Raw genomic sequence first — 24,031 nt, 5'->3', positions numbered from 1 at the left:
CACCCCCCGACTTTCGTCGGCATGGTCATCCTGCCCGCCCGCCACCAGGGGGACGCGGCGACCCCGGGTGGGGTTGCCAAGTCGTTGCAAGCGCGAAAGCCGAGCCGGTCGGACCGGCTCGGCTCTGGCACGTGCGGGCTCGGACTACGCCGCCACCACCGCGTTGCGCGGCTTGCTGATCGAGGTCGACAGCCGGTGCGTGAGCACGGGCTGCAACCGCAGGTCGGACAGGTCGTTGCCGATCACCGCGGGCACCATGGTGCCGCCCTCCAGGCCCGCCGAGGCCGTCGCGGGAGCCCGCTCGGCGAGCTCGGCAGGGGTCGGCACGGGCTGCTGGACGGCGCCGATGTCCGAGGCGACCAGGTGCAGCAGCTCCGACAGGGGCAGGTCCAGCGCCTCGCAGATCGCGGCCAGCAGCTCGCTGGACGCCTCTTTGCGGCCACGCTCCACCTCGGACAGGTACCCCAGGCTGACGCGGGCGGTCCTGGAGACCTCGCGCAGCGTGCGGCGTTGGGTGGTGCGGGCATGGCGGAGCCGATCACCGATCGCCTCGCGTAGCAGCACGGTCATCGCGCGCCTCCTTCCGGCCGGCCGTGCCACCACGTTACCGACCCGTCCCGTCGACGGGCAGTGACTTCCCGACACGTCCGCCAAGGGCGAACGAGTGAACTCGCGGGTAAGTTCCCGCGTGCGTGTCCGGGTGTGACGAGGAATGCGCTGCTCACGTCACTCGACGGGGATTTCCAGGTGGTCGAGCAACAGGGCGAGCACGGCCGTTGTCGAACTCTTGCGGACTTCGTCACGCTCACCACCGAGAGTGAGCGTCTGCACGGTCGATCCGGACGGACCGGACAAACCGATGTGGACGGTGCCGGGCCCGACCCCGTCCTGGGGGTCCGGGCCGGCCACGCCGGTCAGCCCGAGGCCCCACGTCGCGCCGCACCGCTCGCGGGCGCCCTCGGCGAGCTGCCGGGCCACCTCGGGGTGCACGGCGCCGTGCCGGGCCAGCAGTGCGGCGTCCACGCCCGCCAGGGTGTGCTTGAGGTCGGTCGCGTAAACCACGAGCCCGCCGCGCACCACGGCGCTGGAGCCGGGCACGGAGGTCAGCTCGGCGGTCACCAGGCCGGCGGTCAGGGACTCGGCCGCGGCGACCGTCTCACCGCGGGCCCTGAGCGCCCGGACGACGTCGGCGGCGCTCATGCCCCGGCCACCGCCCGCTTGCCCCGGGCCCGCAGCCGGAAGGCGCGGATGACGTAGTCGACGCCGGTGACGGCGGTCAGCACCACGGCCGCGCCCATCAGGGCCACCGACAGCACGTCCAGCCAGGCGGGCAGCGGCAGCACGTACAGGCCGATCGCGATGATCTGGACCAGCGTCTTGGCCTTGCCGCCGCGGCTGGCCGGGATGACGCCGTGCCGGATGACCCAGAAGCGCAGCAGGGTCACGCCCAGCTCGCGGACCGCGATGACGACCGTCACCCACCACGGCAGCTCGCCGAGCAGGCTCAGGCCCACCAGGGCCGCCCCGGTCAGCGCCTTGTCCGCGATCGGGTCGGCGATCTTGCCGAAGTCGGTGATCAGGCCGTGCTTGCGGGCCAGGTTGCCGTCCACGTGGTCGGTGACCGACGCCACGGCGAACACCCCGAACGCGGCCAGCCGCCACCACGTCTGGTGGCCGCCCTCGGCGAAGAGGAGGTAGAGGAACACCGGCACGAGCACCAGCCGGGACATCGTCAGCACGTTGGCGATGTTCAGCACCGGCACGCGCGCGGGTTCGGTCACCTCGGGAGCACCTCGATCGCGGAGACGACCAGGTCGACGCCCTCGGAGGAGTCGACCCGGCAGCGCACCAGGTCGCCGACCCTGAGCCCCTCGGCGTTGGTGACGACGCACTCGCCGTCGACCTCGGGCGCCTGGTGGGCGGCGCGGCCGACGCAGTCGTTGTCGTCGTCCTCCTCGGTCTCGACCAGGACGACGACCTCCTCGCCGACGCGCTCCTCGGCGCGCTGGGACGTCAGCTCCTCGACCAGGTTCGAGACGCGGGCGACGCGCTCGGCGATCGTGTCGGCGTCGAGCTTGCCGGGCAGGCCCTCGGCCTCGGTGCCGTCCTCGTCGGAGTAGCCGAACACGCCGACGGCGTCCATGCGGGCGGCGACCAGGAAGCGCTCCAGCTCGGCCACGTCCTCCTCGGTCTCGCCGGGGAAGCCGACGATGACGTTGCTGCGGATGCCGGCGCGCGGCGCGAGGGCGCGGATCTGCTCGATCAGGCCGAGGAAGGACTCGGTGGAGCCGAACCGGCGCATCCGGCGCAGCACCGGCTCGCTGGAGTGCTGGAACGACATGTCGAAGTAGTCGGCGACGCCGTCGGTGGTGGCGATGGCCTTGACCAGCGTCGGCTTCGTCTCGGCGGGCTGGAGGTAGGAGACGCGGACGCGGTCGATGCCGGGCACCGCGGCCAGCCGCTGGAGCAGCCGCTCCAGGCCGCCCAGCTCGCGGGGCAGGTCCTTGGCGTAGGAGGTGGAGTTCTCCGAGACCAGGAACACCTCGCGGACGCCCTGCTCGGCCAGCCACATCGCCTCGGCCACCACCTCGTCCGGGTGGCGGGAGACGAACGCGCCGCGGAAGGACGGGATGGCGCAGAACGAGCAGCGGCGGTCGCAGCCGGAGGCGATCTTCAGGGGCGCGACGGGCGTGTCGGCGAGGCGGGTGCGCAGCACGCGCGGGCCCCACCCGTGGCCGGGCACCTGCACGTCCTCGGCCGCCGCCGGCCGCTGCACGGGCGTGAGCGGCAGCAGCGTGCGCCGGTCGACCGGCTTGTGGGACTCGATGGCCTGACCGGCCAGGACGTCGTCCAGGCGGTCGGCGAGGTCGGCGTAGTGGTCGAAGCCGAGCACGGCGTCGGCCTCGGGCAGGCTGTCGGCCAGCTCCGCGCCGTACCGCTCGGCCATGCAGCCGACCGCGACCACCTTCGCGCCGCTGTCGGCGGCGGCGAGCAGCGTGTCCACGGAGTCCTTCTTGGCGGACTCGACGAACCCGCAGGTGTTGACCACGACCACGTCGGCCTCGTCGTCGACCAGCTCCCAGCCGCCGGCGGTGAGGCGGCCGGCGAGTTCTTCGGAGTCGACTTCGTTGCGGGCGCACCCGAGGGTCAGCATGGCGACGCGCTTGGACGTGGTGGGGGAAGACACGGTGCTCAGCGTAACCGCAGCCGGTCCCCTCCCCACCCGCCCATACGCCGTGCGCGGTCCAGGTCAGGCGTGGAGCACCGAGTGGACCAGGCGACCGACGCCGGAAACGGGGTTGTCCGGCCCGAGCCGCGCCGCCCGGATCACCGCTTCCTCCAGGCCGGGGTCGAACGCGGCGTAGTCGAGTTTCTTGTCGTAGCCGGGGACGTGTCGGGCGAGCAGGTCCCGCGCCGCCCGGTAGTCGGCGACGTGCGCCCGGTGGTCCGCGAAGTGCAGGAGGAGCCACAGCTCGAAGCAGGGGTCCGACACGGTGAGGTCGATCTTCACGCGGTCTGCCTCGCGCACGGCGGCGGCGATGTCGAAGTCGTCCACGTCGACCACGCACCACACCGCGTGGAACTCCTCGCGGTACTGGTCGCGCAGCCTGGCGGCGTACCTGACGAGGTTGTGCGGGGCGTCGACCTTGCACTTGACGGTGATCGGCACCCGGCGGGCGAGCCGCAAGCCGGAGAAGTACTGGCTCTCGGTCCTCTGACCCCCGCTGACCACGAGGACGTTGTTCCGCCGCAGCGGTACCGCCCGGCTCGATCGCCGTTGCGAGTTCTCACGCCTGGCCACTGAAGACGCCATCCCGTACCGCGGTCTTGAAGTGCTCTTCGTAAACGTGCGGAACGGCGCCGTACTGGCCGGCCAGGTATCGCCGCTCCAGGTTGTCCTCCCGTCGGGGCTTGAAGTCCGAGAGGGGGTAGAGCCGGCTCGCGCCCTCCCGGTCCTTCTCCACGAACCACACTTCGTCGCGGTCCAGCACCTCGTCGGCGAGGGGCGGGTGCAGCAGGGTCGCGTCGTGCGTCGTGAAGACCAATTGGCCGTAGCCTCTGTTGCTCTCCGGGTCGTTGAAGAGCGCGACGAGGCGCGCGGAGAGCAGCGAGTGGAGGCTGGCGTCGATTTCGTCGATCACCAGGACACCGCCCTCGACCAGCACTCGCAGCACCTCGGGAAGCAGCCCCAACCACGATCGGGTGCCCGCGGACTCCTCTTCCAACCGGAGCACCCCCCGATCGCCGTGAACGAGCCGCAGATCGTCGGGCCCGTCGAGCCGGAGTTCCGAGATCCCCACGTCGGCGGCGTGCAACAACTCGACCAGGCGTTCGGCGTGAGGGCCGTGGTCGGCCAGGAAGGCGACCACGCGGGCGGCCACGTCCCGGTGGTCGTCGTTCAGCCGAAAGCGCAGTTTCCGGGTGAACCACCGGTACACCGGCATGACGTCCGGCGTGTTGAACTGCGCCGCGAGGCTGAGGAACAGCGCGTTCGGTCGCAGGAAGCGTTCGAGGACGTCGAGCTTCTCAGTGCCTACGGCGATGCTCCGCCCGAACCTTACGTGGTCATCGGTTCGGTCGAAGAGCACGCGCTTGCGCTTCTCCGGGTAGCTGTAGAGCCATTCCGCGAGGACCCGGTCGTCGTTGACCTCGAAGCCGTAGGTGTAGCGAACCCCGTGCTCCACGAACTCCGCGACGAACACCGAAACGCGGTCCGCGGCGGCGAGGTCGAGCTTGAAGGGACTTCGGGGCACGCCGCTGAACGGCTGCCACCGCATGAACGAGTCGCGCACCGCGTCGGCCATGAACTCCAGGCCGTCCAGCAGGTTCGACTTGCCCGACGCGTTGGCCCCGTAGACCGCCGCCACGGGCAGCACCTCCCGGCCGGCCGCGTAGACCGGGATGAGCAGCAGCTCCTGCTCGTCCCGGAACGACCGGTGGTTGCCGAGCCGGAAGCTCCGAAGCACCTGGCACCTCCACTGACGACGCTTGGGCTCGTTCTGTGCCAGTAAACCGCATGAATCGCCATTTGATGGACCTCATCGTGGCATTTCACCATCTGGACCGCCGGGTAAGAGGCGGTCGCGACCGAGGGTTACGTTGGCACCGTGAACGACTCGATCAACGTGCGTCGCGCCCGCACCGGCGACGTCCGGGCGATGAAGGCCCTCATCGACGCCTACGCCGGCAAGGTGCTGCTGGCCAAGCCGCTCGTCACGCTGTTCGAGGACATCCAGGAGTTCTGGGTCGCCGAAGAGGACGGCGTGGTGCTCGGGTGCGGCGCGCTGCACGTGCTGTGGGAGGACCTCGCCGAGATCCGCACGGTCGCGGTGGCGCCGGAGGCGCTGGGGCGCGGGATCGGGCACCGGATCGTGCGGCGGTTGATCGAGACCGCGCGCGAGCTGCAGTTGGAGCGGCTGTTCGTGCTCACGTTCGAGACCGAGTTCTTCGGCAGGCACGGGTTCGTGGAGATCGACGGCACGCCCGTGTCGCCCGAGGTGTACGAGGAGATCATGCGGTCGGCGGACGAGGGCGTCGCGGAGTTCCTCGACCTCTCCTACGTCAAGCCCAACACCCTCGGCAACTCCCGGATGCTGCTGCACCTGTAACTCTTCGAGTAAAAACTCGAAGAGTCTTGACTCCACGAACTCCGATCGGCAGGATCGGTGCCGTGGAGCAGTTGACGGTCGACGAACTGGCGGTCCGGGTGGGCCTGCCCGGCAGCACCATCCGCATGTACCAGACCAAGGGCGTGCTGCACCCGCCCCGCCGGCAGGGCCGCGTCGCCTACTACGACGCCTCGCACCTGGAACGCCTCACGCTCGTCCAGCGGCTCCAGTCCCGCGGCTTCTCGCTGCCCGCCATCGCCGAGCTGGTGAAGGCCCGCGAGAAGGGCGCGAGCGTCGCGGCCGTGCTGGGCGTCGGCGAGGCGGAGGGCCCGGACGACTGGGTCCGGATCAGGGCCCGCGACATCAGCAGGCTCATCCCGCTGGGCGACGCCCGGCCGCGCGTGCTGCGCCGCGCCGTGCAGCTCGGCCTGGTCCGCTGGCGGCGCGGCTGGCCGCACGTGCGCCGGTGGGCGCTGGAGGCGGGCAACCGGTTGGCGGCGCTGAGCGTGCCCAGCGGCGACGTGCTCGACAAGTTCGCGAACCTGCGCCAGGCCACGGACGGCATCGCGGCCGACTTCGTGGAGGTGTTCGAGCGCAGGCTGTGGCCGCAGCTCGCGGAGAACGCCGACCAGGAGGACCAGCTCGACCGGATGCGGGCGCTGCTCGTGGAGCTGACCTACACCGCCGAGACGGTCGTCATCGGCACGCTGCGCGAGTCGATCCGCGACGCCGCCGAGGAGTTCGCCCGCCGCCACCAGCTCCTGCCCGGCGACGACTTCCGGCCCGCGTGGGTCGAGGAACCCGTGCCCATCGCGGAACGCCTCGTCGAGACCGACGAGGACGACGAGTTCCCCGACGAACCGGCGATCCAGCGGTTCCTCGACCGGGAGGACGACCACGACGAGCCGGTCCGGTGACCGCGCTCGTGCCCGACCCGGCCTGGCGCGCCCTCGCCCAGGACGGCGGCGTGGTCGTGCACGCCGGGGCGGACCTCGCCCACTTCCTGCCCGACGTGCCCGACGCGGAAGCGCGGGTGCTGGTCGAGCTGGTCGAGCCGGTGTCGAGGGGTCCGGCTCGCCCGCTCGACCCGGACCGGCTCAGCGCGCCGGTCCGGGCGCACCTGCGGTCGTTGGGCGCGCTGCGCCCGGCGGGCCTGCCCGTGCCCGACGGCGAGCCGCCGCGCGTCGGCGTGCGCGTCGTCGGCGCGGAGCCCGCCGGGCTCGGCGCCCACTTCCCGCCGCCGGCCGGTGGGCCCGACCTGGTGCTGGTCGTCCGCACGACCGGCACGCTGGAGTAGCTGGCCTGGCTGCGGGAGCCGGGAGCCGCACCTCCTGCTCGACCTCGCCTAACCACCACACGGCGTCGCTCGGCCCGTTCGTCGTGCCCGGCGCAAGCGCTTGCCTCGGGTGCCTGGCGGTGCGCGTCCGGCACCGCCGGGTGATCCGGGACCACCGACGCGTCCGGGGCGACGACGACCGACTTCCCGTTGCGATGGGCGCGGCACGCGGTCGACCGGCTCGCCGCCGGTTCGCTCGCACTGCTCGACCGCGTCGTGACGCTGCACCTGGACGAGCTCACCACCACCGCCGAGGACGTGCTCCCGGCGGCGGACTGCCGAGCGTGCCCCAAGTTCGCAGTGGGCCGGGTCGACCTGCCGTGGGGGAAGCCCGATGACGACCGCTCTGCGCCTGCCCGACCCGTTCACGCCCGACACGACGACCGCGAGCGCCGCGACGCCGACGTGCTCCTGCTGTTGCCGCTGCTGCGCGGTGTCCGCGGTCGGCGGCGCGATCGCGCTGCACGGGGTGGTCGTCGCCGCCGCCGGCCTGTCGGTGCACCGGTACTACGCGTGGCGGGCGGCGTGATCACGGCTGCGGCCGCGCTGCTGGAACGGGCGGTGGGCTGGCGGCAGGGCGTGGTGGCGCGGCTGCACCCCGTGCCGCGCACGTTGTCCGATGTGGACGTCCCCGGCTTCGACGCGGTGCCCGAGCCGTGCGGCACGGGCTGAACGGGCGGGTCGTCCGGTACGACGCGGCGCGGCACGCCGTGCAGGACGTCGGGCCGGCACCGGCTGGGTGCGGCTGCGCGAAGTGCTCGCCGCCGACGCCGAACCCGCGCTGGTGCCGGCGCTCGTGCCGGCGGACCAGCCGCCGCTGGGCGAGTACGGCCGGCGCGGTGGGCGGTTCGGCCTGCTCGAAGCGGGCGCGGCGGCGCAGTCGGTCTGCCTGCGGATGGCCCAGCAGCGGCTCGGCGGCCACCTGCCGGGCGGCGCGGCGGACGCCGAGGTGTTGGCGTTGCCGGGATTGGGCGATCAGCCGGTGCGGTTGGCCGCGGTGATCGCGTGCGGCACGACGTTCACCCGTCGTTGACGCGGTATGAGCCGATCGGGGCTGTCGTGCGTTGATCTCCGGCCGGTAAGAACCCCTCAAACCCGTGGACCGAGGGGAACACCAGTGCTCGCGAAATCCCTGCGCAACGCTCTCGCCGTCGTCGTGGCCTCGCTCGCCCTGCTGGCCGGCGCCGGTGTCGGCCAGGCGGCCATCAACGCGCCCGCCGTGACCGACGACTACCTGTTCAGCAAGTCGCTGGCGCAGTTCAGCACGCTGCGGACGCAGCGGCCGTACAGCGACCAGCTCGACTGGTCGTCGGACGGTTGTTCGTGGTCGCCCGACAACCCCTTCGGGTACAAGTTCCTGCCGGCCTGCCACCGGCACGACTTCGGCTACCGCAACTACAAGAAGCAGGGGCGGTTCACCGAGGCGACCCGGCTCCGGATCGACAACAACTTCAAGTCCGACCTGTACTTCCAGTGCGCGGGAAACTGGTCGTGCAACCGGACGGCGGACCTGTACTACCAGGCGGTGCGGGAGTTCGGCGCGAGCTGACACCCGACCGCTGACGCCGACCGCCGCCGCCGACCGCTGACGCCGACCGCTGACGCCGACCGCCGAGAGCCGACCGCCGAGAGCCGACCGCCGACGCCGACCGCTGACGGTCGACCGTCGGAATCCGACGCCGACTGTCGACCGCCGAGATCCGACCGCCGACGGTCGCGCCCAATGCACCCGCAGGGGTCCCCGCCCAAGGGGACCCCTGCTTTTATTCTGCCGGCCGGGTACGACAATTCCGGGGCCGCGCCGGGGCGACGGGGGAAGCGCGGCTCACCCGGTCAGGTGGTGATCGAGAAGCTGTTCGACGCGAAGTTCAGGCCGCCCGACGACGACGTGATCTCGAAACCGAACTGCACCTCCCCCACCGTCACGTCACCCCACCAGCCGCGCGAGCCGATCCACCTCAGCACCGCCAGCACGTCGACCGTCCCGGCGTCGGTGTTGCCCGTCCGCACGAACGAGAACACGGCGTTGGAGCCGTTCGAGCCCCGGTACACGTCCCAGGTGTGCCCGCCGACGGTGGCCGTCGCCTGCTTCGAGCCGATCGGGCCGACCGCGCCCTGCTTGTTGACCCAGATCATGACCTCGTACGCGTAGTTGTTCGCCCAGATGTCGTAGGTCGTCGTGTAAGCGCCGGAACCGGGCCGCGTCACGTTGAACGAGCTGGACAGCCTGCCCAGGGCGCCGAGCCGCTGGTTCACCGCCTTCGCCGAGTGCGGGTAGGACTTGACCCCGCCGGTGTTCGGGTGGTTGGCCCACACGCCCCAGTTGCCGTAGGAGTTCGCCCAGATCGTCTGCGGGCCGGCGCCGGACCCCCAGATGTTGTTGCGGACGGTGTAGCCGCCGTTGGACCACGTGGCCCACTGGTCGCTCGACGACCAGACCGCGGCGCTCGCGACACCGGCCGAGCCGAGCAGCGACCCCACCAAGGCGACCGCGACCGCGGCCGAACGCATCCTGTTCATGGCGCTTCTTCCCGGGCAGCACTGCCCACGTCGTCACGACTTCCGTCGAATCGCTTCAACGAAAGCGCGGAGAGGAAAGCTCGCGGAAACGGCGGACCTCACGACTATCGCAGCGCCGCGAACCGCGGGTCAAACACCCGCGCGCATTCGACGCATTCGACCGCGCCATTCGACCGGCCATTCGACCGACGTCAATCCGATCGACGTCAATTCGATCGAACGGCCGGGGCGCCCGCGCTCAGCCCTCGTCGTCCTCCGGCGCGGAGCCGCCGCGGATCAGGTGCACCACCGAGTCCAACTCGTCCGGCTTGATCAGCACTTCGCGCGCCTTCGACCCCTCCGACGGCCCGACGACCCCGCGCGTCTCCAGCAGGTCCATCAGCCGACCGGCCTTGGCGAAGCCGACCCGCAGCTTGCGCTGCAGCATCGACGTCGAGCCGAACTGCGAGGTGACGATCAGCTCGGCCGCCTGGAGCAGCAGTTCGAGGTCGTCGCCGATGTCGGCGTCGATCTCCTTCTTCTCGCCCGCCTTGGCCGCGGTGACGCCGTCGGTGTACTCGGGCTGCGCCTGGTCCTTGGTGTAGTTGACGATCTCGGCGATCTCGTCGTCGCCCACGTACGCGCCCTGGATGCGCACCGGCTTCCCCGCGCCCATCGGCAGGTACAGGCCGTCGCCCATGCCGATCAGCTTCTCCGCGCCCGGCTGGTCCAGGATGACCCGCGAGTCGGTCAGCGACGACGTGGCGAACGCCAGCCGCGACGGCACGTTCGTCTTGATCAGACCGGTGACCACGTCGACCGACGGGCGCTGCGTCGCCAGCACCAGGTGGATGCCCGCCGCGCGCGCCTTCTGCGTGATCCGGACGATGGCGTCCTCCACGTCGCGCGGCGCGGTCATCATCAGGTCGGCCAGCTCGTCGACGATCGCCATGATGTAGGGGTACGGGCGGTACTCGCGCTCGCTGCCCGGCGGCGCGGCGATCTCACCCGACCGCACCTTGCGGTTGAAGTCGTCGATGTGCCGCACCCGGTTGACCTGCATGTCCTGGTAGCGCTGCTCCATCTCCTCGACCAACCAGGCCAGCGCGGCGGCGGCCTTCTTCGGCTGGGTGATGATGGGCGTGATCAGGTGCGGGATGCCCTCGTAGGGCGTCAGCTCGACCATCTTCGGGTCGATCAGGATCATCCGGACCTCGTCCGGCGTGGCCCGCGCCAGCAGCGACACCAGCATGGAGTTCACGAAGCTCGACTTGCCGGAACCCGTGGAGCCCGCGACCAGCAGGTGCGGCATCTTGGTCAGGTTCGCGGTGACGAAGTGGCCCTCGATGTCCTTGCCCAGCCCGATGACCATCGGGTGGTTGTCCTTGACCGTGGACGGCGAGCGCAGCACGTCGCCCAGCCGGACCATCTCGCGGTCGCTGTTGGGCACCTCGATGCCGACGGCGGACTTGCCGGGGATCGGCGCGAGCAGCCGCACGTTGTCCGTGGCGACGGCGTAGGCGATGTTCTTGGTCAGCGCGGTGATCTTCTCGACCTTCACGCCCGGGCCCAGCTCCACCTCGTACCGGGTGACCGTGGGGCCGCGGGTGAAGCCGGTGACCTGCGCGTCGATCGAGAACTGCTCCAGCACGCCCGAGATGGCCTCGATCATCAGGTCGTTGGCCTTGCTGCGGGCCTTCGGCGCGTCGCCGTCCTTGAGGATGGTCGGCGGTGGCAGCCGGTAGTCGCCCTCGACCGCGCGCACGGCGATCGTGGCCGGCTTCGGGGTCTCCGGGGTGGCCTTCGGCTTGGCAGCGGGCCGGACCGGGGGCGGCGGGGGCGGCGGCTCCTCGTCCAGCGGCGGCTCGGGCAGCTCGTCGGGGACGTCGACGGCCGCGGCGGCGGTCTGGCGACGGCTGCGGGACGGGCGGCGGAGCTTGGCGGGCTTCTCCTCGACCTCGGCGACCGGCTCGTCGTACTCGTCCTCGACGCCGAACCCGTCGAGCTGGTCGGTCCTGCGGTGCAGCAGGCCACCGAGCTTGGCGGGCACCTCGCGGACGGGCAGGTGCACGAGCAGCAGCACGCCGTAGCCGAAGATCAGCACCAGCAGCGGTCCGGCGACCCACGGCGTGAGGCCCTGGGCGAGGAACCCGCCAGCGAGGTAGCCCAGCGCGCCACCGGCGTCGCGGCGGGCCACCGGGTCCATCGGCAGGCCACCGGCCAGGTGGAACATGCCCAGGAACCCGACCATGACCAGGATCGAGCCGATCACCAGGCGGGGCCGCGCCTCGGGGTTCGGGTCCGTGCGCATCAGCGCCACGCCGACCGCCAGCAGCAGCACGGGGACGATCACCGCCGGGCCGCCGACGGAACTGCGCACGGCCACGTCGACCCACTGGCCGACCGGCCCGCCGGCCTGCCACCACACGCCCGCGGCCGCGATCACGGCCAGCGAGATGAGCACCAGCGCCAGGCCGTCCCGGCGGTGCGCCGGGTCCAACTCCTTGCCGCGGCCGACCGCGCGGACCACCGAGCCGACGCCGCGACCGAGCAGTCCCCAGACCCGGCCGACGGAACCGGGGGACCTGCGCGCCGGGGTACGCCTGGCGGGCGGGCGCTTCGCGGCCGGTCTGGACGGACCGGAACGGGGCTTCGACCGGGCTGCGGAGCTGCGGGTCGTGCCCTTGCGCGAGGTTCCAGTTCGGCCGGCCATGGTGTATACGGTAGTCCCTCGCGCCTCAGCAGCCCCATGCTTCACGCACGACTCGACGTGCGCCGCCCGACGCCCATGGTTGCCCCGAACCCGGTGCGCCGACACCTCGACACGCCGTAGCCTGCCCGTCGTGCCCACACCACTGCTGTGGCGCGTGCTGACCGCCGTCGACCAAGGGGTCGTCGGTCTCAGCGGACGACTCGAAGTCACCGGCGACGTCCCGGCGGACCTCAGGGGCCGTCCCCTGCTGCTCGCGTCCAACCACATCGGCAACCTGGACCCGTTCGTGCTGATCGCGGCCTGCCGCCGGATCGGCCTCGCACCGCGCTTCCTGCTCGCCGGCGGCCTGCTCGACGCGCCGGTCCTGGGGCCCGCGCTGCGCGCGTCCGGCCACCTGCGCGTGGACCGCGGGGCGGCGGACGTCGGCGAGGCCTACCACCGCACGGTCGAGGCGCTGCGCCGCGGCGGCGACCCGATCGCGATGTACCCGGAGGGCCGGATCAGCCTCGACCCGGGGCTGTGGCCGGAACGCGGCAAGACGGGCGCGGCCAGGCTGGCGCTCAGCGGCGGCATCCCGGTCGTACCGGTCAGCCAGTGGGGCGCGCACGAGGCCGTCTACTGGGGCAACACGCGCGTCGCCGGTTGGGAGGACATCAAGCCCTACCTCACGTCCTACGTGCGCGGGCTGCGCCGGCGGCCGACGTTCAAGGTGCACTTCGGCAAGCCGGTCGACCTGTCCGGGCTGGAGGACGGCAAGCCGGGCGACGCCAGGCGGGCGCACGAGCGGATCATGCGGGCGATCACCGCGGGCCTGGCGCCGTTGCGCGCCGACGAGCCGGACCTGCCGAAGTTCCACGACCCCACGCGACCGACGACGGGCAGGAGCCCGTGGCGGCCGGACGAGGGGTGAGGCGGGCGAGGAAGGCGCGCCAGGCGGCGGGGCTGAAGGCCAACCGCGCGGTGGTGTCCTTCGAGTCCCGCACGCCCACGACCTCGGACGTGAACGCCACCTCGACGCAATCGGTGCCCTCGTCCGCGCTGTGGCTGCTCTTACGCCACTTCGCTGCCTCCAGCCGCACCCTTGGCCTCCCGGAGCCGGTCGTACCGGTCCGCCCACCTGGCGAACACCGCCCGCGATTGTTCCTCACCCAACGCCACTCGCGTGAGGTCGTTGCAGGCCAGGAGGTAGGACTTGGTCGCGTCGGCGGCGTCGAGGAACAACGACTCCGAGCCGTGTTCCACGTAGGTCACCGGCAGGTAGTCGGTGAAGGTCATGAAGGTGTACGCAGTGCGCAAGGACACCGGCATGGACGTGGCGAGCGGGATCAGCCGCACACCACCGCGGAAGAGGAGTTGCAACATCTGCTCGTACATCACCTGCGGGCCGCCGACCATGTTGTGCAGCACGGTCTCGTGGATGAAGAAGCGGCCCGTCGGCGCCCACGGCCGGTCGAAGATCGACTGCCGCGCCATCCGGTTCGCCACGGCCTCGTCGGCGTTCGCGGTGGTCATCAGGGCGCGGGCGTAGTCGGCGGTCTGCAGCAGGCCGGGCATGAACAGGTTCTGGTAGCAGAGGATCGACTTGGCGGCCTGCTCGTGGATGATCAGGATGCGGAGGCTGTCCGGCATCGCGACGCCGTGCGGCCGGACGTAGTGACCGGTGTGCGGTTCGTGCGCCAAGGCCATCACGTGCTCGAAGGTGCCGGGCTCGGCGCGGAGGTGGCCGACCAGCCTGGCGATGTCCGCCGGGCTGGTGCCGCAGGTGCCGACCTCCAGCTTGGACAGCTTGCCCGCGGACCAGCCCAGCTCCTCGATCAACGTCCCGGTCTTCACCCGGGACCGGTGGCGGGCCTGGCGGAGGGCGTCGCCCAGCTCCCGGCTGAGCGCGTCCGACATGCGTGACTCCATGCGGGCACGCTAGGGCCGCCTGACCTGCGGTTCCCAGCCGGTCGAGCGGATTCCACCCCAAGGGATCAGGTGTGTACCGGTGGTACCGGGAACCGCGGGCGGGCCGCTCAGCCGAGGAACGCGAGCACGCGCTCCATCAGCAGCACGGCCGCCACCTCGTCGTACGACGACAGGCTGGAGTCGGCGAACAGGTGCCGGTCGCCGGGGTACAGGAACAGCTCGCCGTCCGCGGCACCCGCCACCAGCGCGCGGGCCGCTTCGAGGTCGCCGTCGTCCACGAACAGCTCGTCACCGGTCATGCCGTGCACCTGGACGGGCACGGTCGCGGGCCACGCCCCGCCGAACTCCGACACCGGCACGCACGCGCTGAACAGCAACGCGCCCGCCGCGCCCGGCTTGGTCTGCGCCAGCATCTGCGCCGGCAGCACGCCCAGCGAGAAGCCCGCGTAGACGACGTCGTCGGGCAGCCCCTCGGCGGCGACCAGGCCGCGTTCGGCGATCGCGCCGTACCCGACCTGCTCGGCGTAGTCGAGGCCGTCGGCCAGGTCGACGAACACCCGCCCCTCGAACAGGTCCGGCACGTGCACGGTGTGCCCGGCCGCCGCCAGCTCCTCGGCGAAGGCCGCGACACCGGGCGTCAACCCGTGCGCGTGGTGGAACAGCAGTACCTCGGCCACGTCACACGTCCTCCCCGCCCCTGGGGCGGTCAGTCCACCGGGATGATGGTCGGCACGATCATGGGGCGCCGGCGGTAGGTCTCGGCGACCCAGCGGCCCACCACGCGGCGCACGGCCTGCGCGATGCGGTGGGAGTCGGTGATCCCCTCCGCCTCCGTGCGCGACAGCTCCATCTCCACCAGCGAGACGGCCTGGTCCAGCGCCTTCGGGTCGTCGGAGAACCCGCGGCCGGACACCGTCGGCGGCGCGACCGCGCGACCGCTGCTGGAGTCCACCGCCACGGTGATGGCGATGAAGCCGCCCTCGCCGAGCACGAGCCGGTCCGACAGCGTCGACTCGCCGACGTCGCCCACCGACAGGCCGTCCACGTAGACGTGGCCGACCTCGACCTTGCCGCTGATCGCCGCGGTGCCGTCGACCAGGTCGACCACCACGCCGTCCTCGGCGATGACGACCCGGTCCGGGTTCACGCCCGTCGCCACGGCCAGCGCCGCGTTCGCCCGCAGGTGCCGCCACTCGCCGTGCACCGGCATCACGTTCGACGGCCGCACGGCGTTGTAGAGGAACAGCAGCTCGCCCGCCGGGGAGTGCCCGGACACGTGCACCTTGGCGTTGCCCTGGTGCACGACCGTCGCACCCAGCCGGGCCAGGCCGTTGACCACGCCGAACACCGCGTTCTCGTTGCCGGGGATCAGCGAGGAGGCCAGCACGATCGTGTCACCGGCCTTGATCGAGATCTGCCGGTGCTCGCCGCGGGCCATGCGCGACAGCGCCGACAGCGGCTCGCCCTGCGACCCGGTCGACACGAACAGCACCTCGGCCTCGGGCATCTCCATGGCCTCGTTGAGGTCCACGAACAGCCCGTCCGGCACGTTGAGGTAGCCCAGCTCGGCGGCGATGCCCATGTTGCGCACCATCGACCGGCCGACCAGCGCCACCCGCCGGTTGTACTGCACGGCGACGTCGAGCACCTGCTGCACGCGGTGCACGTGGGAGGCGAAGCAGGCCACGATCACCCGCTGGTTGGCCTTGCGGACGACGTTCTCCAGCACCGGCCCGATCTCGCGCTCCGGCGCGACGAACCCGGGCACCTCGGCGTTGGTCGAGTCGACCAGGAACAGGTCGACCCCCTCGTCGCCCAGCCGGGAGAACCCGGCCAGGTCGGTGAGCCTGCCGTCCAGCGGGAGCTGGTCGAGCTTGATGTCGCCGGTGTGCAGCACGAGGCCCGCCGACGTGCGGATGGCGACCGCGACGGCGTCCGGGATGGAGTGGTTGACCGCGAAGAACTCCAGCTCGTACGGCCCGAACGCGCGCCGCTCGCCGTCGGTGATCTCCATCAGCCTCGGCGTCTGGCGGTGCTCCTTGCACTTGGCCGCGAGCAGCGCCAGGGTGAAGCGCGAACCGACCACCGGCAGGTCCGGGCGCAGCTTGAGCAGGAACGGCACCGCACCGATGTGGTCCTCGTGCCCGTGGGTGAGCACCAGGGCCTCGATGTCGTCCAACCGGTCCTCGATGGCCCGGAAGTCCGGGAGGATCAGATCGACGCCCGGCTGGTCGTCCTCGGGGAAGAGCACGCCGCAGTCCACGACGAGCAGCCGGCCGGCGTGCTCGAACACCGTCATGTTGCGGCCGACCTCGCCGATTCCGCCCAGTGCGACGACGCGCAGACCTCCGTCGGGCAGTGCGGGCGGGGGTGAGCTCGGGTTGATCACGCGTTGACTCCCAATTCGGCCTCGACGGCCTCGATGTCCTCGGTTGAAGCGGGTACGAGCGGCAGCCTGGGGTCGCCCACGTCGAGGCCCCGCAAACGCAGGGCCGTCTTGGCGTAGGTGACACCGGGCATCCGGCTGAAGGGCCGCAGCAGCGGCAGCAGCGACTGGTGCAGCGCGGTCGCGCGGGCGACGTCGCCGCACTCGAACGCGTCGAGCAGGTCGCGCAGCCGGTCCGCGGCGATGTGCGAGATGACGCTGACGAACCCGACCGCGCCGACCGACAGCCACGGCAGGTTCAGCGGGTCGTCACCGGAGTAGTAGGCCAGGTCGGTGGCCGCGATGACCTTGCTGCCCGCGAGCAGGTCGCCCTTGGCGTCCTTGACGGCCACGATGCGCGGGTGCTCGGCGAGCCGCAGCAGGGTCTCCACGTCGATCGGGATGACCGCGCGCGGCGGGATGTCGTACAGCATCACCGGCAGGCCGACCTGGTCGGCCACGGTGGTGAAGTGCGCGTGCACGCCCTCCTGGGTGGGCCGCGAGTAGTACGGCGTGACCAGCAGCAGGCCGTGCGCGCCCGCCGCCTCCGCCTGCCGGGCCAGGTGGACGCTGTGCGCGGTGTCGTACGTGCCCGCGCCGCTGACCACGGTGGCGCGGTCGCCCACCGCCTCGACCACGGCGCGGATCAGGTCCGCCTTCTCCGCGTCGGTGGTGGTGGGGCTCTCGCCCGTGGTGCCGTTGACCACGAGACCGTCGTTGCCCAGCTCGACCAGGTGCTCGGCGAGCCGCTGCGCCTTGTCGAGGTCCACCGCCCCCTCGGCGTCGAAGGGCGTGACCATGGCGGTGAGCACGCGGCCGAACGGCCGGCCGGGTGAGGCGGTGGGGCTTGCGGTCATGTGCGGAAATCTACCGCGTCACCCTCCGCAAGCTGCGACTACATGCTCCGGTCGAGGCCGCGCACCAGGCGCACGGCCTCCTCCGCGCCGTCGTACTCGACGCGCGCGGCGGCCCGGCCGAACACGTGCACGACCAGTTCCGAGACCTGACCGGTCAGCACGACGGGGTTCGCGCCGCGCCTGGCCACGAGCGCCTCGCCGTCCGGGCGGCGCAGGACGACCCCGACCGGGCTCTTGCGGTACATCAGCCGGGCCGTGGACGCGAGCCGCCGCCACAGCACCGCGTCTCGTACCGGATCGGGTGAACGCGGTTCCCAGCCGTCGCGCGCCCGCCGCACGTCCTCGTGGTGCACGAAGAACTCGACGGCGTTGACCAGCTCGTCCACCAGCGCGTACGGCGACAGGCGCGGCGGGCCCACGCGGACCAGGCCGACCAGCTCGTCCCACGGCCTGGCGGCGTAGTCGTCCTGGACCTTGCGCGTGTGCCCGGCCAGCGGTTTGAGCAGGATGCCCGCCGCCGCGTCCGGCCGGCGTTCCCGCAGCACGAGGTGCGCGGCGAGGTCGCGCGTCCGCCACGGGTCGCACAGGGTGGGCGCGTCCGGGCCCACCTCGGCGAACAGCTCGGTCAGCAGCCTGCGTTCGTCCTGTGCGACACCCATGGGCCCACGCTACCTAGTTCTCCTTGAACACCTGGTCCGGCAGCTCCGCCTTGTCCTTGCTCCACAGCACGCACGCGACCTCCCGCGAGCGCTTGGAGGACGTGTCGGTCGGGTCGGTCAGCCAGTTGTCCTCGGTGGGCACGATGGCGACGTAGCGCAGCTTGTCCAGCTTGTCCTTGGCCGGGATGACGTCGGACATGAAGTGCAGCGTGCAGAAGCGCTCGGCGTAGTCGCGCAGGTACTCCGCGCCGGGGTAGGCGACCTTGCCCGAGGAGGAGCCGAACGGGGTGCCCTTGGCGTAGAACTCGACCCGGTGCGCCCTGTCGCAGCTGACGCTGTTGACCGTGGTGTTGGGCTCCGGGTAGTTGTCGCCGCAGGTGCCCGGGCTGAGGTCGAACTGGCTCGGGGTCATCGTCCCGCCGGGACCGATGGTGATGGTCGGCACCATGGCGGCGGGCGGCTGGTCGGTGAACAGCCAGCGGCCGATGAACGCGCCGCCGACCAGCAGCGCGACCGCCGCCACCGCCGTGCCGGTGATCAGCAGGCCCTTCAGCCACGGCTTCCCCGCCGGCGGCGGCGGGGTGTAGTGCATGGTCGGGTGGGGTGGCGGCGCGCCGAACCCGGTCGGCGGCGTCGGCTGGGCGGCGGCGCGCTCCAGCATGGCGCGGGCCTGCGGGCCGGTCAGCCGGGCGTTCGGGTCGGGCATCATCAGGCCGGTGATCACCGCGCCGAGCGCGCCGTGCGCCCTGGTCAGCCGGGGCATCTCGGTCATGATCGCGTGCAGGGTGGACGCGGTGGTCGAGCGCTCGTAGGGGTTCGCGCCCTCCACGGCGTAGCACAGCGTCGCGCCCAGGGCCCACAGGTCGGACGCGGGCGTCGCCTCGTTGCCGTGGATGCGCTCCGGGGACATGTAGGCGGGCGAGCCGATGAGGCTGCCGCTGGTGGTCAGCCGCGGGTCGTCCACGGCCTGGGCGATGCCGAAGTCGGTGAGCTTCACCCGGCCGTTCGGCGTGACCATGAGGTTGCCGGGCTTGACGTCGCGGTGCACGATCCCGGCCTGGTGCGCCGAGTCCAACGCGGACAGCGCCTGGATGGCCATGGAGACGACCCGGTCCTGCGGCATCGGACCGTGCGCGCTGATCAGGCTGGACAGCGTGGCGGCCTCGACCAGCTCCATGACGATGTAGGTCATGCCGTGCTCGGCGACCACGTCGAAGACGGTGACCACGGCCGGGTCGTTCAGCCGGCCGGCGGTGCGCGCCTCGCGCAGCACCCGCTCCTCCAGCACGCGGCGCTCCTCCGGCGCGATGCCGTCGGGCAGGTGCAGCTCCTTGATCGCCACCTGACGGCCGATCACGTTGTCCTGGGCGCGCCAGACGACGCCCATGCCGCCGCGCCCCAGCTCGGCGAGCAGGGTGTACCTGCCCGCGATCACCCGGGGCCCAGCGCTCACACCTTGTGTCGGACCAGTCACCGTCACTCCTCGAAACCCACCGCGGACCGGGCGGACGCTACTTCAGACCGTCCATCACCCGATCCGGTTTCACGGTTTCGTGACTTCGTGACCCGAGGCGCGCAACGCCTGCACGGCGCGGGCCAGGTCGTCCGCCTTCACCAGCAGGTGGTCGGTGTCGTAGGTGGACAGTGCGAACAGGCTCACACCGGCCGCGGCCAGTTCACCCGACAAGGCCGCCATGATGCCCGTGAGGGTGAACTCCAGCGGACCGCGCACGGTCAGCAACCGCCAACCGGGCTGGGCGGTGTCGACCGGCGGCGCGTGCTCGGCCGGGCACACGACGGACAGCTCCTCCGGCGTCCTGGTGACCGACACCAGGCCCGGCGCGTCGAGCAGCCCGGACGGCACGGGCGCGTCGGCGGCCAGCCGCGCCACCACGTACTCGCCGGGCCGGACGTCGACGATCAGCCGCTTCACGGCCGTCAGCCCTCGGTGACCAGCGGGCTGGACGCGACCTCGGTGCCGTCGGCCAGGGCGGAGATGGTGAAGTCGGCGAACACGTTGGCCGCCGCCTTCTGCAACTGCCGCAGGCACTCCACGGCCAGGGCGCGGATCTCCACGTCGGCGTGCTCGGTGGCGCGCATGGCGATGAAGTGCCGCCACGCCCGGTAGTTGCCGGTCACCACGATGCGGGTCTCGGTGGCGTTGGGCAGGATCGCCCGGGCCGCCTGGCGGGCCTGCTTGCGGCGCAGCGTGGCGCTCGGCACGTCGGAGAACTTGTCCTCCAGGCCCTTGAGCAGCTCGTTGTAGGCGTCGACGCCAGCCTGCGCGGCGGCGAGGAACTTCTCGTGCAGCTCCGGGTCGTTCGCGATGACGTCCGGCTCGACCATGGCGGCGTTGCGCTCGGGCACGTACCGCTGGGACAGCTGCGAGTACGAGAAGTGGCGGTGGCGGATCAGCTCGTGCGTCAGCGACCGCGAGATGCCGGTCAGGTAGAAGCTGACCGAACCGTGCTCCAGCACGGACAGGTGGCCGACCTCGATGATGTGCTTGATGTAGCCGGCGTTCGTGGCGGTGGCCGGGTTCGGCTTGGTCCACGACTGGTAGCACGCGCGGCCGGCGAACTCCGCCAGCGCCTCGCCGCCGTCGGCGTCGGTGGACCACGGGACGCCGTCCGGGGGGAAGAACTCCGTCTTCGCGATCAACTGCACCTTCGGCGACACCGTCTCAGCCATGGCCCGAACCCTAACCGAAGCCGGCGGCCCCGCCGCTGTTCGGTCGACGGCCCCTCGCCCGTTCGCCGCGCGGCGCGGTGCTGTCACGAAAGACACCACGGGTTCCTTGACTGACGTCAGATTTGACGTCATGGTGGTGTCATGGATCTGTCGCCGTACATCGCCGCGCTGCGCGAGGACCTCGCCACGGCCGCGTCCGCCGGGGACGACAGCACCCGCCGCACCGCGGCCCTGCTGTCCGCCGCCCTGGAGCCCGCCGCGCGGCTCGCGCTCATGAACGCGCTGTCCGACCTGGCCGCGGAGGTCACCGCGGCCCTCGACGGCCCTGTGGTCGACGTGCGGTTGGACGGCAGGGACGTGCAGGTGGTCGTCACCGGCACGGCCTCCCGGGAAGAACACGAACCGCCGCGCCGGGAAGTTCCCCGGCCCGCCGCCGGTGACGCCACGCGCGTCACCCTGCGGCTGCTGGACGAGCTGAAGGCCAAGGCCGAGCAGGCCGCCGCGGCCCAGGGGATGTCGCTGAACACGTTCGTCGCGCAGGCCGTGCAGGGCGCGGTCGGCGGGCGGTTCGGCGGCGGTCACAAGCACTGGGGGCCGCCGAAGGACCAGTCGGGCGGCGACTCGTCGTCCTCCCGCGTCCGCGGCTGGGTGCAGGGATGAGGGGGATCATGGAATCGGATGTCGTGCGGCAGCAGAGCTTCGAGGTCGACGGCGTGGTGGAGGTCGACGTGGCGCTGCTCGCGGGCCGGGTGCGGGTGCACCTGGTCGACGAGCCGGGCGCGCACGTCGAGCTGAAGCACGACCCGTCGCCCGGCGAGGCGTGGTCGGCCGGCCTGAACGGGCTGCTGAACTGGGTCAACAACCAGTTCGGCAGCGGGTCCGGGCAGCAGCCGTCCGGCCCGGCGGACGCGGTGCGCGACGCGGACGTGGAGCTGTCGGGTGGTCGGCTGAAGGTGCACTCGTCCAAGGCGCTGCCGCTGCGGGCCGTGCCGCTGAACGTGACGGTGCGGGCGCCGGCCGGCTCCCACGTGGTCGTCAAGGGCGGCTCGGCGGACGTGGTGGTGACCGGTGCGGCGGGGCGGCTGGAGGTCCAGACCGGCACCGGTGACGTGACCGCGGACCGGGCCGACGCGGCGTCGCAGGTCAACTCGGGTTCGGGCAAGGTGCGGCTCGGGCCGATGCTCGGGGGGCTGCGGGCGAAGACCGGCAGCGGCGACGTCGAGGTGTCGTCGGTGGGCGGGAACACCGTGATCACCACGGGCACGGGCGACGTGTGGCTCGGCGCGGTGCAGAACGACGTGCAGGTGCGCACGGGCGGCGGTGACGTCACGATCGCCGACGCCGCCTCCGGCCGGTTGCAGCTCGGCACCGGCTCGGGCGACGTGCGGGTGGGCGTGCGGCCGGGCGTGGCGGCCCAAGTCGACCTGGTGTCGACCTCGGGTTCGGCGCGCAGCGACCTGGACGTCTCCGACACCCCGCCGCAGGACGAGCCGGCCCTGACGATCACCGGCCGGACCGCCGGCGGTGACGTCCTGGTCACCACCGCGACCACGGCCTGACCCGACCGACCGCTCGACCGGGCCGCGGCGCGCACCCCCGACGCGCGCCGCGGCCCGGTCAGTCGCGGGACCGCAGGCCGGCGACCAGCAGCGACACCACGGCGTCGAAGCTCGCCTCCACGTCCGGCGCCGACCACAGGGGCGCGTGCACCGGGTCGTGGAACCGGGCGGTGGCGGCCAGGACCGCCTCGGCGGTGCGGCGCGGGTCGTCGGTGGTGAAGTCGCCGGCCGCCACGCCGTCCCCGACGATCCGGGTCAGGTCCGCGACCAGCGTCGCGACGTGCGCGTCCACCACCGAGCTGCTCTCCCGCACCAGCACCGAGAACGTGGCGAACAGCTCCGGGTCGTCCAGCGCCTTCTTCCGCTTGGCCTCGAACAGGGCCGCGAGCCACTCCCGCAGCCGCCGGGGCGCGGGGACGTCGGAGGCGGCCAGCTCGGCCAGGCCCGCGTGCGCGCGGTCGAGCCAGCGCTCGGTGACCGCCTCGCGCAGCGCCGCCTTCGTCGGGAAGTGGCGGTAGACGCTGCCGTGGCTCACGCCCAGCGCGCGGGCCACGTCCACGACGGTCGCCTTCGCCGGGCCGTACCGGCGCAGGACGTCCTCCGTGGCGCCGAGGACGTCCTCAGCGGTCAGTGCGCCTTCCGCCACGTGGTCGCCCCCTGCCGGTCGCTCGTCCGTCCGGTCAATTGTGCGCGAACCGGTCGGCGGCTCAGCGCTCGCTGTCCAGGTGGGCCATCTGCGCGGGCGCGTAGCGCTCCCCCGCCGCGGCGTCCGCGGGCACCGCCGACTCGATCCGGGCCAGGTCGGCCCCGGTGAGCGTGACGTCCAGCGCGCCGAGGGCCTCGGTGAGGCGGTCGCGGCGGCGGGCACCCACGAGGGGGACGATGTCCGCGCCCTGCGCCAGCACCCACGCGATGGCGAGCTGGGCGACCGTGACGCCTTTCTCGTCCGCGATCGCGCGCAGGGCCTCGACCAGCGCCAGGTTGTGGTCGAGGTTGCCGCCCTGGAAGCGCGGCGAGATCGCGCGGAAGTCGCCGACCTGCCGCGACGCCGTCCAGTGGCCCGAGATCAGGCCGCGCGACAGCACGCCGTAGGCGGTGATGCCGACGCCCAGCTCCCGCGCCGTCGGCAGGATCGCGGCCTCGATGCCCCGGGAGATCAGCGAGTACTCGATCTGCAGGTCGGCGATCGGGTGCACCGCGTGCGCGCGCCGCAACGTCTCCGCGCCCACCTCGGACAGCCCGATGTGGCGGACCCGGCCCTTCTCGACCTCCTCCTTGATCGCGCCGACGGTCTCCTCGATCGGCACGGCGGGGTCGAGCCGCGCCGGCCGGTAGACGTCCACGTGGTCCGTGCCGAGCCGGCGCAGCGTGTAGGCGAGGAAGTTGCGCACGGCCTCGGGCCGGGTGTCGTTGCCGTGCCAGCCGCCGTCCGCGTCGCGCAGCGCGCCGAACTTGACGCTGATCGCCACGTCGTCGCGGTCGCGCTCGCGCAGCGCGCGGCCGATCAGCAGCTCGTTGTGGCCCATGCCGTAGAAGTCGCCCGTGTCGAGCAGCGTGACGCCCGCGTCGACGGCGGCGTGGATGGTGGCCACGCTCTCGGCCTCGTCAGCCGGGCCGTACAGGTCGGACATGCCCATGCAGCCCAGGCCGAGCGCCGAGACCTCGAGGCCGGAGGAGCCCAGGGCACGCCGGGGGAACGCGCGATCGGTGGAGTTCGTCATGACTCCACTATGGGACTTGGGCTGACAGATTTCAACTTCTGTCAGCCCATCGAG

At 72.1% G+C, this 24,031-nt stretch carries 29 protein-coding genes; 10 read left to right on the top strand and 19 right to left on the bottom strand.

Annotated features, from left to right (window positions below; all coding sequences use genetic code 11):
• Nucleotides 1–144 precede the first annotated feature (144 nt).
• The 6 genes from ACIGNX_RS20795 to ACIGNX_RS20770 form a co-directional block, all read right to left on the bottom strand.
• Nucleotides 145–570, bottom strand: coding sequence for a helix-turn-helix domain-containing protein (locus ACIGNX_RS20795; RefSeq protein WP_396542298.1), 426 nt, complete (start codon nt 568–570; stop codon nt 145–147).
• 156 nt (nt 571–726) lie between these two features.
• Nucleotides 727–1,200 (bottom strand): CinA family protein, encoded by a 474-nt coding sequence (locus tag ACIGNX_RS20790; protein WP_396542297.1) that lies wholly within the window; start codon nt 1,198–1,200, stop codon nt 727–729.
• The gene (gene pgsA / locus ACIGNX_RS20785; RefSeq protein WP_396542464.1) at nt 1,197–1,730 is read right to left on the bottom strand and encodes a CDP-diacylglycerol--glycerol-3-phosphate 3-phosphatidyltransferase; all 534 of its coding nucleotides are present in this window, start codon (nt 1,728–1,730) and stop codon (nt 1,197–1,199) included. The genes ACIGNX_RS20790 and pgsA overlap by 4 nt, the downstream gene beginning before the upstream one ends.
• 47 nt (nt 1,731–1,777) lie before the next feature.
• Nucleotides 1,778–3,154 (bottom strand): 30S ribosomal protein S12 methylthiotransferase RimO, encoded by a 1,377-nt coding sequence (rimO, locus tag ACIGNX_RS20780; RefSeq protein ID WP_396542463.1) that lies wholly within the window; start codon nt 3,152–3,154, stop codon nt 1,778–1,780.
• A 96-nt stretch (nt 3,155–3,250) separates the two neighbouring features.
• A complete protein-coding gene (locus ACIGNX_RS20775; RefSeq protein ID WP_396542296.1) occupies nt 3,251–3,733 on the bottom strand; it encodes an RloB family protein in 483 nt (160 codons plus the stop codon).
• A gap of 55 nt (nt 3,734–3,788) precedes the next feature.
• Entirely contained in the window at nt 3,789–4,868 is a 1,080-nt protein-coding gene (locus ACIGNX_RS20770) for an ATP/GTP-binding protein (protein ID WP_396542295.1), read from the bottom strand.
• A gap of 240 nt (nt 4,869–5,108) precedes the next feature.
• Between ACIGNX_RS20770 and ACIGNX_RS20765 the strand changes: the two genes are divergently transcribed.
• From ACIGNX_RS20765 to ACIGNX_RS20735, 7 genes are all read left to right on the top strand, one after another.
• Nucleotides 5,109–5,609 (top strand): amino-acid N-acetyltransferase, encoded by a 501-nt coding sequence (locus tag ACIGNX_RS20765; RefSeq protein WP_396542294.1) that lies wholly within the window; start codon nt 5,109–5,111, stop codon nt 5,607–5,609.
• Between the two features lie 62 nt (nt 5,610–5,671).
• Nucleotides 5,672–6,526, top strand: coding sequence for a MerR family transcriptional regulator (locus tag ACIGNX_RS20760; protein ID WP_396542293.1), 855 nt, complete (start codon nt 5,672–5,674; stop codon nt 6,524–6,526).
• The gene (locus ACIGNX_RS20755; RefSeq protein ID WP_396542292.1) at nt 6,523–6,906 is read left to right on the top strand and encodes a hypothetical protein; all 384 of its coding nucleotides are present in this window, start codon (nt 6,523–6,525) and stop codon (nt 6,904–6,906) included. Before ACIGNX_RS20760 ends, ACIGNX_RS20755 begins: the two co-directional genes overlap by 4 nt.
• Before the next feature lie 373 nt (nt 6,907–7,279).
• Nucleotides 7,280–7,474 carry a hypothetical protein gene (locus ACIGNX_RS20750; protein WP_396542291.1) on the top strand — a complete coding sequence of 65 codons (195 nt, stop codon included), beginning with the start codon at nt 7,280–7,282 and terminating at the stop codon, nt 7,472–7,474.
• Nucleotides 7,471–7,617, top strand: a complete 147-nt coding sequence (locus tag ACIGNX_RS20745; RefSeq protein WP_396542290.1) for a hypothetical protein — start codon at nt 7,471–7,473, stop codon at nt 7,615–7,617. Before ACIGNX_RS20750 ends, ACIGNX_RS20745 begins: the two co-directional genes overlap by 4 nt.
• 67 nt (nt 7,618–7,684) lie before the next feature.
• Nucleotides 7,685–7,978 carry a hypothetical protein gene (locus tag ACIGNX_RS20740; RefSeq protein ID WP_396542289.1) on the top strand — a complete coding sequence of 98 codons (294 nt, stop codon included), beginning with the start codon at nt 7,685–7,687 and terminating at the stop codon, nt 7,976–7,978.
• An 84-nt stretch (nt 7,979–8,062) separates the two neighbouring features.
• The gene (locus ACIGNX_RS20735; protein WP_396542288.1) at nt 8,063–8,494 is read left to right on the top strand and encodes a phospholipase; all 432 of its coding nucleotides are present in this window, start codon (nt 8,063–8,065) and stop codon (nt 8,492–8,494) included.
• Between the two features lie 284 nt (nt 8,495–8,778).
• On the opposite strand, the gene ACIGNX_RS20730 is transcribed toward ACIGNX_RS20735, so the two are convergent.
• Together ACIGNX_RS20730 and ACIGNX_RS20725 are read right to left on the bottom strand one after the other, a co-directional pair.
• The gene (locus ACIGNX_RS20730) at nt 8,779–9,465 is read right to left on the bottom strand and encodes a hypothetical protein (RefSeq protein ID WP_396542287.1); all 687 of its coding nucleotides are present in this window, start codon (nt 9,463–9,465) and stop codon (nt 8,779–8,781) included.
• 238 nt (nt 9,466–9,703) lie between these two features.
• Entirely contained in the window at nt 9,704–12,157 is a 2,454-nt protein-coding gene (locus ACIGNX_RS20725; RefSeq protein WP_396542286.1) for a DNA translocase FtsK, read from the bottom strand.
• 130 nt (nt 12,158–12,287) lie between these two features.
• On the opposite strand from ACIGNX_RS20725, the gene ACIGNX_RS20720 reads away from it, so the two are divergent.
• On the top strand, nt 12,288–13,067 hold the full coding sequence (locus tag ACIGNX_RS20720) for a lysophospholipid acyltransferase family protein (protein WP_396542285.1): 780 nt from the start codon (nt 12,288–12,290) through the stop codon (nt 13,065–13,067).
• On the opposite strand, the gene ACIGNX_RS20715 is transcribed toward ACIGNX_RS20720, so the two are convergent.
• The 9 genes from ACIGNX_RS20715 to thyX form a co-directional block, all read right to left on the bottom strand.
• Nucleotides 12,958–13,236: a DUF397 domain-containing protein gene (locus ACIGNX_RS20715; protein ID WP_396542284.1), complete on the bottom strand. Its 279-nt coding sequence runs from the start codon at nt 13,234–13,236 to the stop codon at nt 12,958–12,960. The genes ACIGNX_RS20720 and ACIGNX_RS20715 overlap by 110 nt on opposite strands.
• Nucleotides 13,208–14,065: a helix-turn-helix domain-containing protein gene (locus ACIGNX_RS20710; RefSeq protein WP_396542283.1), complete on the bottom strand. Its 858-nt coding sequence runs from the start codon at nt 14,063–14,065 to the stop codon at nt 13,208–13,210. The genes ACIGNX_RS20715 and ACIGNX_RS20710 overlap by 29 nt, the downstream gene beginning before the upstream one ends.
• 107 nt (nt 14,066–14,172) lie before the next feature.
• On the bottom strand, nt 14,173–14,742 hold the full coding sequence (locus ACIGNX_RS20705; protein ID WP_396542282.1) for a dienelactone hydrolase family protein: 570 nt from the start codon (nt 14,740–14,742) through the stop codon (nt 14,173–14,175).
• A 29-nt stretch (nt 14,743–14,771) separates the two neighbouring features.
• Complete coding sequence (locus ACIGNX_RS20700) at nt 14,772–16,454, bottom strand: ribonuclease J (protein WP_396542281.1); 1,683 nt, start codon at nt 16,452–16,454, stop codon at nt 14,772–14,774.
• Nucleotides 16,451–17,347 carry a 4-hydroxy-tetrahydrodipicolinate synthase gene (gene dapA / locus ACIGNX_RS20695; RefSeq protein ID WP_396542280.1) on the bottom strand — a complete coding sequence of 299 codons (897 nt, stop codon included), beginning with the start codon at nt 17,345–17,347 and terminating at the stop codon, nt 16,451–16,453. Before dapA ends, ACIGNX_RS20700 begins: the two co-directional genes overlap by 4 nt.
• Nucleotides 17,348–17,385: 38 nt before the next feature.
• Nucleotides 17,386–18,006 (bottom strand): TIGR03085 family metal-binding protein, encoded by a 621-nt coding sequence (locus ACIGNX_RS20690; RefSeq protein ID WP_396542279.1) that lies wholly within the window; start codon nt 18,004–18,006, stop codon nt 17,386–17,388.
• Between the two features lie 13 nt (nt 18,007–18,019).
• Nucleotides 18,020–19,459: a serine/threonine-protein kinase gene (locus tag ACIGNX_RS20685; RefSeq protein ID WP_396542278.1), complete on the bottom strand. Its 1,440-nt coding sequence runs from the start codon at nt 19,457–19,459 to the stop codon at nt 18,020–18,022.
• A 90-nt stretch (nt 19,460–19,549) separates the two neighbouring features.
• Entirely contained in the window at nt 19,550–19,939 is a 390-nt protein-coding gene (locus ACIGNX_RS20680) for an ACT domain-containing protein (protein WP_396542277.1), read from the bottom strand.
• 5 nt (nt 19,940–19,944) lie between these two features.
• Nucleotides 19,945–20,697, bottom strand: coding sequence for an FAD-dependent thymidylate synthase (gene thyX, locus ACIGNX_RS20675; RefSeq protein WP_396542276.1), 753 nt, complete (start codon nt 20,695–20,697; stop codon nt 19,945–19,947).
• Between the two features lie 141 nt (nt 20,698–20,838).
• On the opposite strand from thyX, the gene ACIGNX_RS20670 reads away from it, so the two are divergent.
• Both ACIGNX_RS20670 and ACIGNX_RS20665 read left to right on the top strand, forming a co-directional pair.
• On the top strand, nt 20,839–21,357 hold the full coding sequence (locus ACIGNX_RS20670) for a toxin-antitoxin system HicB family antitoxin (RefSeq protein ID WP_396542275.1): 519 nt from the start codon (nt 20,839–20,841) through the stop codon (nt 21,355–21,357).
• Nucleotides 21,358–21,365: 8 nt separating this feature from the next.
• On the top strand, nt 21,366–22,256 hold the full coding sequence (locus tag ACIGNX_RS20665; protein ID WP_396542274.1) for a DUF4097 family beta strand repeat-containing protein: 891 nt from the start codon (nt 21,366–21,368) through the stop codon (nt 22,254–22,256).
• A 58-nt stretch (nt 22,257–22,314) separates the two neighbouring features.
• Here the strand turns inward: ACIGNX_RS20665 and ACIGNX_RS20660 are convergent, their stop codons facing one another.
• Together ACIGNX_RS20660 and ACIGNX_RS20655 are read right to left on the bottom strand one after the other, a co-directional pair.
• Entirely contained in the window at nt 22,315–22,902 is a 588-nt protein-coding gene (locus ACIGNX_RS20660; RefSeq protein ID WP_396542273.1) for a TetR family transcriptional regulator, read from the bottom strand.
• A 61-nt stretch (nt 22,903–22,963) separates the two neighbouring features.
• Nucleotides 22,964–23,977 (bottom strand): aldo/keto reductase, encoded by a 1,014-nt coding sequence (locus ACIGNX_RS20655; protein WP_396542272.1) that lies wholly within the window; start codon nt 23,975–23,977, stop codon nt 22,964–22,966.
• Nucleotides 23,978–24,031 lie beyond the last annotated feature (54 nt).

It is taken from the genome of Actinosynnema sp. NPDC053489, from assembly GCF_044544865.1.
Lineage (GTDB): Bacteria > Actinomycetota > Actinomycetes > Mycobacteriales > Pseudonocardiaceae > Actinosynnema.
Note: the sequence above shows the minus strand (reverse complement) of the source record. Positions and strands in the feature narration are given on the sequence as shown.